13 protein-coding genes are annotated in these 12,235 nt (G+C 71.8%); 8 read left to right on the top strand and 5 right to left on the bottom strand.

Features of this window, described 5'->3' with window-relative positions; genetic code table 11:
* The first annotated feature begins 116 nt into the window (after positions 1 to 116).
* A complete protein-coding gene (locus C1A38_RS03775) occupies positions 117 to 758 on the top strand; it encodes a biliverdin-producing heme oxygenase (RefSeq protein ID WP_102656431.1) in 642 nt (213 codons plus the stop codon).
* Positions 755 to 1,069 (top strand): DUF2470 domain-containing protein, encoded by a 315-nt coding sequence (locus tag C1A38_RS03770; protein ID WP_102656430.1) that lies wholly within the window; start codon positions 755 to 757, stop codon positions 1,067 to 1,069. The genes C1A38_RS03775 and C1A38_RS03770 overlap by 4 nt, the downstream gene beginning before the upstream one ends.
* A gap of 50 nt (positions 1,070 to 1,119) precedes the next feature.
* On the opposite strand, the gene C1A38_RS03765 is transcribed toward C1A38_RS03770, so the two are convergent.
* The 4 genes from C1A38_RS03765 to C1A38_RS03750 are packed head-to-tail and all read right to left on the bottom strand — an operon-like array spanning position 1,120 to position 4,794.
* On the bottom strand, positions 1,120 to 1,917 hold the full coding sequence (locus tag C1A38_RS03765; RefSeq protein ID WP_102656429.1) for a heme ABC transporter ATP-binding protein: 798 nt from the start codon (positions 1,915 to 1,917) through the stop codon (positions 1,120 to 1,122).
* Positions 1,914 to 2,948 (bottom strand): FecCD family ABC transporter permease, encoded by a 1,035-nt coding sequence (locus C1A38_RS03760; protein WP_233196596.1) that lies wholly within the window; start codon positions 2,946 to 2,948, stop codon positions 1,914 to 1,916. Before C1A38_RS03760 ends, C1A38_RS03765 begins: the two co-directional genes overlap by 4 nt.
* Positions 2,939 to 3,946, bottom strand: a complete 1,008-nt coding sequence (locus tag C1A38_RS03755) for a heme/hemin ABC transporter substrate-binding protein (protein ID WP_233196595.1) — start codon at positions 3,944 to 3,946, stop codon at positions 2,939 to 2,941. The genes C1A38_RS03760 and C1A38_RS03755 overlap by 10 nt, the downstream gene beginning before the upstream one ends.
* The gene (locus tag C1A38_RS03750; RefSeq protein WP_102656428.1) at positions 3,943 to 4,794 is read right to left on the bottom strand and encodes a neocarzinostatin apoprotein domain-containing protein; all 852 of its coding nucleotides are present in this window, start codon (positions 4,792 to 4,794) and stop codon (positions 3,943 to 3,945) included. The genes C1A38_RS03755 and C1A38_RS03750 overlap by 4 nt, the downstream gene beginning before the upstream one ends.
* A 135-nt stretch (positions 4,795 to 4,929) precedes the next feature.
* Here C1A38_RS03750 and C1A38_RS03745 point away from each other — a divergent pair, with 135 nt between their 5' ends.
* The 5 genes from C1A38_RS03745 to C1A38_RS03725 all read left to right on the top strand — a co-directional run bounded on the left by C1A38_RS03745 (position 4,930) and on the right by C1A38_RS03725 (position 10,359).
* Complete coding sequence (locus C1A38_RS03745; protein WP_199180070.1) at positions 4,930 to 6,444, top strand: HtaA domain-containing protein; 1,515 nt, start codon at positions 4,930 to 4,932, stop codon at positions 6,442 to 6,444.
* A gap of 33 nt (positions 6,445 to 6,477) precedes the next feature.
* Positions 6,478 to 7,491, top strand: coding sequence for a WxL protein peptidoglycan domain-containing protein (locus tag C1A38_RS03740; RefSeq protein ID WP_102656426.1), 1,014 nt, complete (start codon positions 6,478 to 6,480; stop codon positions 7,489 to 7,491).
* Positions 7,488 to 8,300, top strand: a complete 813-nt coding sequence (locus C1A38_RS03735; protein WP_102656425.1) for a hypothetical protein — start codon at positions 7,488 to 7,490, stop codon at positions 8,298 to 8,300. The genes C1A38_RS03740 and C1A38_RS03735 overlap by 4 nt, the downstream gene beginning before the upstream one ends.
* 63 nt (positions 8,301 to 8,363) lie before the next feature.
* Positions 8,364 to 9,251, top strand: coding sequence for an arginase family protein (locus C1A38_RS03730; protein WP_102656424.1), 888 nt, complete (start codon positions 8,364 to 8,366; stop codon positions 9,249 to 9,251).
* 109 nt (positions 9,252 to 9,360) lie between these two features.
* Positions 9,361 to 10,359: a DUF5954 family protein gene (locus C1A38_RS03725; RefSeq protein ID WP_377680402.1), complete on the top strand. Its 999-nt coding sequence runs from the start codon at positions 9,361 to 9,363 to the stop codon at positions 10,357 to 10,359.
* Positions 10,360 to 10,402: 43 nt separating this feature from the next.
* Here C1A38_RS03725 and C1A38_RS03720 read toward each other — a convergent pair whose 3' ends face one another.
* Positions 10,403 to 11,113, bottom strand: coding sequence for a TetR/AcrR family transcriptional regulator (locus C1A38_RS03720; RefSeq protein WP_102656422.1), 711 nt, complete (start codon positions 11,111 to 11,113; stop codon positions 10,403 to 10,405).
* A gap of 118 nt (positions 11,114 to 11,231) precedes the next feature.
* Between C1A38_RS03720 and C1A38_RS03715 the strand changes: the two genes are divergently transcribed.
* Positions 11,232 to 12,215: an NAD(P)-dependent alcohol dehydrogenase gene (locus C1A38_RS03715; protein WP_102656421.1), complete on the top strand. Its 984-nt coding sequence runs from the start codon at positions 11,232 to 11,234 to the stop codon at positions 12,213 to 12,215.
* The last annotated feature ends 20 nt before the right edge of the window (positions 12,216 to 12,235 follow it).

Here is a 12,235-nt window from a genome sequence, read left to right as displayed (position 1 = left end):
TCGTCGGCTCGGGCGGAGCGGGTATCCCCTGGCGGGATGCTTGCGCTGGCCCTTTCGGCCATCTCCACAGGGGTGCTAGATCATGATAGGTTAGGCTAACCTAACAGGAGGTGCTCATGGGGTTCGCCGCAGAGGTGCGAGAGCTGACCAGGGCGGACCATCGGGCCGCGCAGAGTGTCACGTACTTCGATGCGTTGTTGTCGGGTCAGTTGGATCGGGCTGGGTACGCCGCGCTGCTCGAACAACTGCACGTGGTCTACCAGACGTTGGAGGAAGCCGCCGACGCGATGTGCGACGACCCGGTGGCCGGCCCGTTCGTCATCGAAGAACTACGTCGACTGCCGCGCATCGTGGAGGATCTGTCCTTCCTGCACGGTCCTGACTGGCCGGCAAGGATCAGCCCGAGCACCGCCACCGCGCAGTACCAGGCCCGCCTGCGGGAGGTCACCTTCTCCTGGCCGGCCGGGTTCGTCGCCCACCACTACACCCGTTACCTGGGTGATCTCTCCGGCGGTCAGGTGATGGCACGTGCGTTGCGTAGCACCTTCGGCTTCGACACCGACGGCATCCGGTTCTTCCTCTTTCCGGGCCTGGACGCGCGTACCTTCAAGCAGCACTACCGGGAACTGCTCGACGCGGCCGCCTGGGACGCAGTCGAGCGGCAGCGTTTCCTCGACGAGGTGTCGTACGCCTACCGGCTGAACACCGCCATGCTCGACGAGCTGGGGCAGGTTGTGACCCAGGCGAGTGCCGCATGAGCGCCGCGAACCCGTTCCCGCCGGAGGTGATCGCGGCGGTGATGCGACACATGAACACCGACCACGCCGACGACTGTCTGGTGATCTGCCAGGGGTTGGGCGGCCAGCCGACGGCCACCGTTGCCAACATGTCCGGGATGGACGCCGAGGCGATGGAGTTCCTGGCCGTCGTGGACGGTGCCGAGGTGCCGGTGCGTGTCCCGTTCTCGGAGCGGCTCGTCGAACGCCAGCAGATCCGCGCCGAGGCCGCCCGGATGTACCGCGAGGCGTGCGCCGCGCTGGGCCGTACCCCGCGACTGGACGCCAGCTGAACCCGCCTCGGGCGGACACCTGACCTGACGCCCCTGACCAGCCCGGCTGGTCAGGGGCGTACCGGCAGGACCAGCGGGACACCGGTGTGCGGGTGGGGCAGCACCTCGACCTGGTGCTGGTAGACCTCGCTGAGCCGGTCGGCGGTGAGCACCACGTCCGGTGGCCCGTCGGTGATCAGGCGGCCACCGGCCAGCAACGCGATGCGGTCCGCGTACGCCGCCGCCAGGCCCAGGTCGTGCAGCACGATGACCACACTGCCACCCTGCCGGGCCCGATCGCGGGCCAGCCGGAGCACCAACTCCTGGTGCCGCAGGTCCAGCGCGGCGGTCGGCTCGTCCAACAGGAGCATCGGGGTACGCTGCGCGAGCACCCGGGCCAGTGCCACGCGGGCCTGTTCACCACCGGAGAGCGCGGAGAACACCCGATCGGTGAACGCCTCCATCCCGGTCAGCCGCAACGCCTCGGCCACCGCCTCGTCGTCCTCGCTGGCGAGCCGGGTACCGGCCCACGGGGCGCGTCCCATCGCGACGACCTCGCCCACGGTGAACGGGAACGACATGGTGGCGCGCTGCGGCAGCATGGCGCGCAGCCGGGCCAACTCGAGCGGCGTCCAGCGGGTCAGCGACCGGCCGGCGAACTCGATGGTGCCTTCAGCGGGAGCCAGGTCGCCGCAGATCGCGGCGAGCAGGGTGCTCTTGCCGGCACCGTTGGGACCGACAAGCGCCAGCAGTTCGCCGGCACGCACCGAGAGGGACACGTCGGACAGGATCGGCCGCGCATCACGCCGGATGCACAGACGCTCGGCCCGCAGGTCGACCCGCTCTGGGTCGACATCGGTCCATTTCATCCCCAACCTCCCGCTCGGGCCCGGGTCCGGCGCAGCAGCCAGAAGAAGCACGGTCCGCCCACCACAGCGGTCAACACGCCCAGCGGCAGTTCCTGGTAGTCGACCAGGGTGCGGGCGGCCAGATCCCCGGTCACCACCACGATGGCCCCGCCCAGGGCGCTGGCCGGCAGCAACAGCCGGTGACCCGGGCCGGCGACCATCCGGACCAGGTGCGGCACCACCAGGCCGACGAAGGAGATCACCCCGGTGAAGGCCACGGCCGCGGCACCGAGCAGGGCGGTCACCGCGACCATTGCCAGCCGCAGCCGTTCGACGTGGACACCGAGGTGCCGGGCCGAGCGGTCGCCGAGGGCGAGCAGGTCGAGGCGGCGGGCGACGGCGAGCGCGATCGTGATGCCGACCGCCGCGCACGGGGCGGTGACCGCCACCGCCGCCCAGTTCGCCTGCGCCAGGCTGCCGAGTTGCCAGAACGCGATGGCCCGTACGGCGTCCGCGTCACCGAAGAACATCAGCAGGCCGATCAGCGCGCCGGCGACCGCGTTGACCGCGATGCCGGTCAGCACCAGGGTGACCACCTCGGTCCGCCCGCCGACGCGCGACATCGAGTAGACCAGGCCGGTGGCGGCGAGACCGCCCAGGAACGCGCCGGCGGCCACGGTCCAGCCGCCGAACGTGGCCACTCCGGTGATGATGACCGTGGCCGCGCCGACCGCCGCGCCGGAGGAGACGCCGATGACGCCGGGCTCGGCCAGGGGATTGCCGAAGATGCCCTGCATCAGCGCGCCTGCGCAGCCGAGCGCGGCTCCGACGATCACGGCGAGGACGACCCGGGGGAAGCGCACCACCCACAGCGCGCTCTCGCCGTGGGTGGCGCTCGGTGTCGGTCCGATGTCGAGGCCGATGCGGTGCAGGATCGAGCCGAGCACCTCGGCCGGGGGGACCCGGACCTGCCCGGTGCCGGCGGCGACGAGGCAGAGCAGCAGCAGGGTGACCGCGAGGCCCGCGACCAGGCCCACCCGTCTCACGCGCATGGTCCGTACACCGCGTCGGCCAGCGCGCGGATGGCCCGACCGGTACGCGCGCCGAAGGTGAGCAGCAGCCCGTCGTCCATGTCCACGATGCGGCGGTGCTGACCGGCCGGGGTCTGGGCCACGCCGGGCAGGGCGAGCAGCCCGTCGACGCCCTTGACCGACGCCAGTCCCTCGGTCATCACCAGGATCACGTCGGGTGCCGCGTTGATCAGCCCTTCACTGGTCAGCGGCCGGAAGTTGGACAGCCCGATCTCGGTGCCGGCGTCGGTGGCGCCGATGGCGCGGACCATCTCGTCGGACCCGGCGCCCCTGCCGCCGATCAGGTAGACCCCCGCGGTGCCGCGGACGTACAGGAACGCGATGCGTAGTGGTGCCGTGTCGGGTGGGGCGGCTCGGCGGGCGGCGGCGATGTCGCCCTCCACCCGGGCCACCAGCCGTTCCCCGGCTTCCGGTACGCCAAGTGCGGCGGCGATGGTCCGGATGTTGCGGCCGATGGCGGCCAGGCTCTGTTCGTCGTCGACGAGGACCACCGGGATGCCGGCGCGGCGCAGCTGGGCGAGCACCTCGGGCGGCCCGATGCTGTCGTCGGCGAGGACGACGGTGGGGTTGAGTCGCAGAATGGCCTCGGTGGACAGGTCGTGTCCGGCCGGGGTGACCACGGGCAGGTCGCCGGCGGCGGGAAAGGTGGTGGAGGTGTCGCGGCCGATCACCCGGTCACCGAGCCCGAGGCTGAACACGATTTCGGCGATCGAACCGTAGAGGTTGACCGGCAGGATGCGGCTGGCGTCGGTGACCGTCACGGTGGAGCCGTCGGCCGACGTGACCGTGGCCGGCAGGGTGCTGCCGGGATCGGCGCCGATCGGCTCGATGTCCACGTCGGTGACCACGGCCGTGGCAGGTCCGCAGCCCGTCGTCGGGGCCGCCGTCGAGGCGGTGGGCGCACAGGCGGTGAGGCCGAGCAGCGCGGGCAGCATCAGCAGCGTCAGGCACCTTCTCATCGCTGTTCCCGGCGTCGGCCCCGCATCCGCAGCGCCACCACGACGACCAGCAGCACGGCAAGTCCCGCCAGGACCGCGGTGAACCAGCGTCCCGCGCCGGTGCTGTCGCTGACCTGCGTGGTGAGCAGGGGCTGTTCGGCGCCGGGTGCCGGCGCGGCCTCGCCACCGGCGGCGTCGGTGGCCCCGGCAGCGGCAGCCGAGCCGACGATGGCTGCGGGTGCCGAGCCGGTGGCGGCCGGTGTGGTCGCGGCGGAGGTGTTCGTCGGCGCGGCGGAGGTGTTCGTGGGCGTGGCGGGAGCGGGTGCGGCCGGGGCGGCAGCGGGTGCGCTCGGGGCGGCCGGGGCGGCCGGGGTGACGAAGGTTACCGGCACCTTGACGTCCTGGGACCGGTCCGAGGCGCGGGTGTGGTCGTTGCGGCTGGCCACCACGCAACGACTGGTGGTGCAGTCCACGTCACCGATCTTCGAGGTGATCTTCACCTGCACGGTGAACGATCCGCCCGCGCCGTACGGGACGGTCAGCCCTTCGGCGTACGAGGGCGGGTTGGAGGAGATCCAGTGCGAGGCGCCGGTGGAACCGGTGGTGTCGACGCCACCGCCGCACGGTGAGGGTGCCACGCCCGCCCCGTTGTCGACGCAGTACGCGACGTAGATCCCCTTGGTGGTGTCGTAGCCGGAACCGGTGACGGTGACGGTGGTGCCGCCGAGCGGGATCCCGGTCGTCTTGCTGACGGAGAGCCGTTGACCGTTGGGTCCCTTGCCGACCGTGTTGGCGTACGCGGGGGTGGCGAGGGCGCCGAGGGCCAGCAGCATCGCGCTGACCAGGGCAGCGGCTAGGCGGGCAGGCATGACTAACCTCCATGACTATGGTTAGGCTAACCTAAGTCGATCTTGCCTGTGGCGCAAGAGGGTGTTCGGCGGATTTTCGAAGAAGTTAGGAGAGCCTAACCTAAGGTCGCCAACCCCCTTCTGAGAGGAAGACACATGTCCGTACCCAGACCAGGCGGCGTTCGCCGCCGGTCGTACCGGTGGGTGACGGCTGCCGTGCTCGGCGCCGCCGCCTCACTGGCCGTGGTGGTCCCCGCGACGGCGGCGCCCGCCGACGTCACCGGGGGAAGCCTCGACTGGGGTTTCAAGAGTTCGTTCCGCGCGTACGTGTCGACCGGCAACGGCAACCCGCCGATCGCGGTCACCGACGGTGCGACCCGCAACGCCGACGGCACCTTCAAGTTCCCGGCCACCGGCGGCACGTACGACAGCGCCACCGGAGCGACCACGGTGACCTACGGCGGCACGGTGGTGTTCTCGTACCCCGCGCACTTCTTCACCATCACCCTGGCCAACCCGACGGTGGTCCTCGACGGTGCCGGTGGTTCCCTGCTCGCCGACGTCGACCTGCAGGCCAGCGGCGGCGGCTTCCAGCCGGTGCGCATCGAGCAGGCGGCCATCGCCACCCTCGGCACCGCCACGGCCAGCCCGACGGCTTCAGGCGACACGGTCTCCTGGAGCAACCTCACCACCACGCTCACCGAGACCGGGGCCACCGCGTTCTCCGGCTTCTTCACCACCGGCACGGTGCTCGATCCGGCGTCGTTCACCTTCACCACCGGCGCCGGCGGTGCTCCCGCCGCCCCGTCGGTCACGGTGAACCCGTCGACCGCCCTCGACCCCGAGGGAGCCACCGTCACCGTCAGCGGCACCGGGTTCGACCCGGACGCCAACGGCGGTGTCGGCTTCTACCTGGCATTCGGACCCAAGGGCGAGAACTACTGGACGAACTCGCGGCCCTACAAGCCGGTCAAGTGGGTGCACAAGAACGCTTCGTCGTCCGCCGCCCAGGTGCGGCTGCCCGCCGACGGCAGCTTCTCCACCACCCTGGACCTGGTGCCGACCTACACCGACGGCAACGGCAACGGCGTCGACTGCACCGCGATCCAGTGCTACGTGATGACCTTCGCGGCGCATGCCTCAAGCGACCGCAGCCAGGACACCTTCACCCCGATCACCTTTGGCGGTACGGGTGGCCCGAGCGGTGCCGAGCAGGAGATCACCGCCGAGGTGCTCCAGTCCGGCCCGCTGACGCTCACCGCTTCGGGCAGCAGCGTCGCGTTGTCCGCCGTGCACCCCGGTGCCTTCGCCGACGGTGCCCTGAACGCGGTGACGGTCAGTGACCTGCGCGGCACCAACGCCGGCTGGAACGTCGTCGGCCAGGTGGAGGAGTTCACCAGCACACTCGGTGGCACCATCGCCGCCGAGAACCTCGGCTGGACGCCGCACGCGTCCGTGCTCGCCGACACCCTGGTGGGTGCGGCCGGGGTGGTCAACCCCGGTGCCCCGGCCACCCCGGGTGACGGCCTGGGTAGCGCCCGTACGCTCTGCGCCGCCTCGGCCGGGACCAGCGCCGGCAGCTTCCAGTGTGGTGCCGCTCTGCGCCTCGGGGTTCCGCCCGCCGCCGTGCCGGGCGGCTACACCGCCACCCTCACCCTGACCCTGTCCTGACGCGTGAAAGGGCATCTTGTTGTGCGCCGATCGATGACGAGGTGCCCTTTCCCGCACCTGGTCGCCGCGACCGCGGTCCTCACCGTGCTCGCCACCGTCCTGACCGCCGGCCCGGCAGCCGCTCTCGCCGCCGCGCTGGCCCCCGCCACGCCCCCGAGTGCCACCGGCTTCACCTGGGCGGTCCAGCCCTCCGGCCCGTCCGGGCCCACCGGGCGCAGCTACTTCGTCTATGACGCCGAACCCGGACAACGCATCGACGACCGGGTCGCCATCACCAACCTGAGCAAGCGCGCGATGACCTTCGCGGTGTACGGCGCCGACGCATACACCACCACCGACGGCGGTTTCGCCCTGCAACCGGCCAGCCGCCCCGCCACCGACGTGGGTGCCTGGACCACCTTCGCCGAACGGACCTACCGGGTGCCCGCCGGCGAGCAGGTGATCGTGCCGTTCCAGCTCACCGTGCCGGCCAACGCCACACCCGGCGACCACGCCGGCGGCGTGGTCGCCTCGATCGCCCAGGTGCAGTCCGCCGGCGACGGGGGAAAGGTCAACCTGGACCGCCGCGTCGCGGCCCGGATCTACCTGCGGGTGGCCGGCCCGGTCCGGCCCGGCCTGCAGGTCGAGGCCATGCGGATCGGCTACGACAACCCGCTCAACCCGTTCGGCACCGGCCCGGTCGTGGTCAGCTACCGGTTGCGCAACACCGGCAACACCCGGCTGACCGGCACCACCCAGGTACGCCTGACCGCCCCGTTCGGTCTCCGGCTGGCCCGCACCGAACCCGTCGACGTGCCCGAACTGCTGCCCGGCGCGGCGATCACCATCACCGAACAGGTCAACGGCGTGGTGCCTGCCGGCCGGCTGTCGGCCGCCGTGGTCGTCGATCCGGCCACCCCCGATCAGATCCTGCCCACAGTGACCCGTACCGCCGGCACCTGGGCCGTACCGTGGGTCTGGGCCGCCGTCCTGCTCACCGGTCTCGGCTGGCTGCTGGTCATCCGGCTGCGCTCGGCCCGGCGTCGACCGCCGACGGTCGAGACGTGAGGCTCCCGACCTACGCCCTCGCCCTGGTCACCGCCCTCGCCCTGACCGGTGCCCCGGATCCCGGCCCTCAGGTCGGCGTGGACCGGGCCGAGGCGAAGCCGGGGGAGCAGGTGCTCGTCCGGCTCACCGGCTGGCCCGGCGGGACGGTCCGCGTCGAGCTGTGTGGCGCGGGCACGCCGGCACGATGCGCGGTGGACAGTTCGGCACAGATCCACCTGCCCGCCGGCGGCACCGGTGGGACTCCGCTGACCGTCGTGGCGCCACCCGGCGGTTGTCCCTGCCAGGTGCGGGTGACCACTCTGGACAACTCGCTGTCGGCCACCGCGCCGCTGGTCGTCACCGGGGCACCCGTACCGGTCGATGACACCGTCCGGCAGGCGGCCACCCGGCCCCCGACCGTCCTCGCGGCGCACCTGGAACGCGCCGACGGCTGGACCGCCCACTTCGGCGCGCCCGCCCGCCGGACGCTCGTGCTGCGACTGCGCAACGAGCAGCCCGCACCGGCGATGGTGGCGTGGTCGTTCAGCGTCGGTCGAGGCCCGGACCCGACCGGCTTCGTCAGCCCACCCGAACCGGACGAATTCGCTGCCGGGGAGGAACGGGAGGTTCGCGTACCGGTCACCCTGCCGGCCCTCGCCGTCGGCACCTACCGGATCCAGGGCGACATCGTCACCGCCGGGGCGACGAACCGGGTGACGGCGAGCGCCGACCACCAGCCCTGGGGACTGGCCGCAGTTCTCGGGTTCGTGCTGACCGCGCTGGCGGTGGTCCGACCGCGCACCCGGGACATGCCTGGCTGGCGGACCTAGTGAGCGATTCGCGGCAGATGTGCGCGTATCGTGGGTGCCCGGATATCGCTCTACGCTGGATCGATGCGATCGATCACGGTTCTCGACGCCCCGTCCAATCTCGGGTTGCGTGCCCCGGCCCCTGGCCTCGTCCCCGGGTGCTACAAGCTGGCCGGTGCGCTTCGCGATCAGCGCCTGCTCGACCGGCTCGGGGCGCACGACGGTGGCGTGGTCGTACCGCCGCGCTACGACATCCGTGGCTGGCGGCAGGGGGACGGTGTGCTCAACGCCGATGCCCTCGCGACGTACACGCGCCGACTCGCGGAGCGGGTGAACGTGGTCCTCGACAACGCGGGCTTCCTGATGCTGTTGGGTGGTGACTGCTCGATCCTTTTCGGGGCCGCGCTCGCGCTACGCCGACGTGGCCGCTACGGCATCGTCTACCTTGACGGTTCGATCGACTTCCGTCATACCGGCAACAGCACGCATGTGGGGGCGTCCGCAGGCGAGGGCACCGCCATCGTCACCGGCCGGGGCCAGCCGGACATTGCCGACATCGACGGGCTTGCGCCGTACTGCCGCGAGGACGATCTGGTTGTCCTGGGCGTCCGCGACTACGACGACCATCTCCACGAGGTACGTGGTCTGGGCATCGCGGTGCATACCGCGTCCGAGATCATCGCCGAGGGCCCTGTCCTGGTCGGGGATCGTGTGGCACAGGGACTTGCCGCCTGCGACGGCTACTTCGTACACCTCGACGCCGATGTGCTCGACCCCGAGGTCATGCCGGCCGCCGACGCGCCCGACCCAGGCGGCCTGGACCATCCGCATCTGGTGGAGCTGCTCCGTCCGCTGCTCGCCAACCCAGCCTGTGCCGGCCTTGAGGTGACGATCTACGACCCGGACCTCGACCCGGACGGCCGCTACGCCGCCGCGCTCGTCGACACCCTGGTCGACGCCCTGCGAAGCTGATCGATCGGGTTCGAATGCCGGCGGACGCGCACAGCAATGGGGAGAGTTCGGGATATCGGTCGCCGTGTCGCGCGTGGCGGTCTGGCGTGTCGATCCGGGCGGTCACAGAATGCCATGTGTGGATGACGGAGAGCACTTTCCGGGGGTGGTGATCCGGTTCCGGCGCGGGGACGATCCGGTATCCGTGGTGACCGACCACGACGCCGTGCAACGCGCCGAGGCGTACCCGATCGTGCGCATCGGCGCTCCGCTGTTCGGTCACGCGATCGATCTCGGTGGCGGGCGGTGGCGAATCCACGGTCTCGTCGAGGACACTCCGCAGGCCGCCCGCGACGCCCTGGCCCACCGGCTGCGCGAACGACTCGTCACCGCCACCGACGCCGACCTGGTCGCCGAGTTGACGGCGGTGGGTGAGGTGCTGGACTGGCAGAAGGTCGACGAGGTGACCGTCGGCGGGCGTCGGCACCGGGTGATCCGGGCCGACACCTTCGCCCGGTTCGGCCCGGCCGGGCCGGAGCCGCCACGCCCCACCGACCTGGATCCACGCCAGGCCGACACCTGTGACAGCTTCCTCGGTGGGGCCGACCTGATCGCCGACCCGGCCGCACCCACCGGCGTCGGCGCGGCGGTGCTGAAGGTCGAACTGCTACCCGCCCGCTACCCGAAGGCGGACGTGTCGCCGGCCGCGTACGCCGACAGCGTCGCCGCCGTATGCTCACACCCCAACGGCGTGCTGCTGCCCACCCGCTACGCGGTGGCCGAGCAGGTCGCCGGCGGCTGGCAGCCGTCGAGCCGAGCGGTGGCCACCCCGCAGCAGGCCCGCGAGCTGATCCTCTTCGACTTCCGGTGGCTGACCCCGCGCATCGCCAACCCCAGCCAGGCGGCGGCCGCCGACTACCGCCGCGCCGCCGACGACCTGGAAGCCAGCCGCGCCGACGAGGTGAGTGTGCGCGGCCGTCGGCTCCGCGTCATCCGCGTGGAGACGCTGCTGCGCTTCGCCGCCGACGGGCCCGAGCGGCCACGTCCCTCCGATCCGGACCCCGAGCCGCCACCCGAGGCGCACTTCGCCCGACTGCGCGCCGAGGGCCAGCTACCCGAGCCGGACTGACCACAACAGCCGGACCGGCCGCCGTGGCCGGCACCGACCGTTCTCAGCGATGTGCTGACGTCCATCCCTGCTGCTGCAACCGTTCGATGCCGTCGAGCAGCAGGTCCAGCGCGAACTCGAACTCGAACTGGTCGTCGCAGCCGGACCCCACCACCGACGCGTCGTCGTGGGACGCCGCCGTGGCGATCTCCGCGAGGTGCGGGAACCGGGCCGCGACCTCCGGTGGCATGGCGGCCGCCTGCGGCGCGGCGGTCGGGCCGGAACGGCCGGCGTCGCGGGCGGTGTCGAACAGTTCCTGGCTGAAGCCGAGGACCCGGCTACCCATCGCGTGCATCACGTGGTGGGCGAGGTCGGCGGAGAGCCCGCCGGAACGCAGGGTGGCGACCACGGAGTCGAGGTAGCCCAGGATCGCCGGGGTCGCCATGTTCCGGGACTCGATCGCGAGCGCCGCCCAGGGATGGCGTTGCAACGCCGAGCGGGCGGACAGGATCCGTCCCCGGATGGCCTGCTTCCAGTCGGTGTCGGGGATCGACGTGTCGATCTCGCCGACCACCATGTCGATCATCGCGTCGAGCAGTTCGTCCTTGTTGGCCACGTGTTTGTAGAGCGCCATGGGCACCACGCCCAGTTCCTGGGCGAGGTTGCGCATGCTGAGCGACTCGATCCCGGCGGTGTCGGCGAGCGCGATCGCGGTGCGCAGGATCCGCTCCCTGCTCAGCGGTGTTCGCCGGGGCGTTCCTGCCTGCTCAGCCATCGTGGTCCTCGTCTTCCGGGTGCCGGGAAAACCATAACCGCCTTGACAGGTGTACGGCGTACACCTACCGTAGGTCGCAACGGTGTACGCCGTACACCTGGCAAGGGGAGGAAGCGCGATGAGAGCGATCGTCCAGGACCGGTACGGCCCGCCCGAGACACTGCACCTCGCCGACGTCGACGTGCCGGTGCCCGCCGCCGGCGAGGTGCTCGTGCGCGTCGAGGCCGCCGCGCTCAACGCGTACGACTGGCACATCGTGCGCGGCGACCCCTGGATGTCCCGACTGGCCTTCGGCCCGGCGAAGCCTCGGGCGCGCATCCGTGGCCGCGACTTCGCCGGCCGGGTCAGCGCCGTCGGTCCCGACGTCCACCAGGTACGCCCCGGCGACGCCGTCTTCGGCGACCTCGGCGACGCCAACGGCGCGTTCGCCGAGTACGTCTGCGTACCGGAGACTCTGGTCGCGCCCGCGCCGACGAACCTGACCCCGCAGCAGGCCGCCGCCCTGCCCTTGGCCGGGGTCACCGCCCTCATGGGACTGTCCGACGTCGGGCGGGTCGAGCCCGGTCAGCGGGTCCTCGTCAACGGCGCCTCCGGCGGCGTCGGCACCCTGGCCGTGCAGCTGGCCAAGGCCCTCGGCGCGACAGTGACGGCGGTGTGCAGCACCCGCAACGTCGACCTGGTCCGCTCCCTCGGCGCCGACCACGTGGTCGACTACACCTGCGACGACTTCACCCGCGACGACCGCCGCCACGACCTGGTGTTCGACCTGGTCGGCAACCGTTCACTGGCCGCGCTGCGGCGCGCGGTGACCCCGACCGGGACACTTGTGCTCTCCGGCGGCGGTGTCCGCCGTCGGGGCAGCCTGCTCGGACCGGTCTGGTTGCTGGCCCGGGGGCGGCTGCTGGCCCCCGTCGTCGGGCAGCGCATCGCCATCCTCACCGCGACACCCAGCCGTGCCCACCTCGACACCCTCCGCGCGTACGTGGAGGCAGGCCGGCTCACCCCGGTCATCGACCGGACCTACCCGCTGCACGAGGTGCCACAGGCCATCGGCTACCTCGAAGGCGAACACGCCCGGGCGAAGGTGGTCATCACCATCTGAGCGGCCCGGTGCTCCGCTGG

The sequence above is a fragment of the Verrucosispora sp. ts21 genome, from assembly GCF_002879555.1.
GTDB lineage: Bacteria > Actinomycetota > Actinomycetes > Mycobacteriales > Micromonosporaceae > Micromonospora > Micromonospora gifhornensis.
The sequence above is the reverse complement of the archived record's forward strand: the minus strand, read 5'-3'. Positions and strand labels throughout refer to the sequence as shown.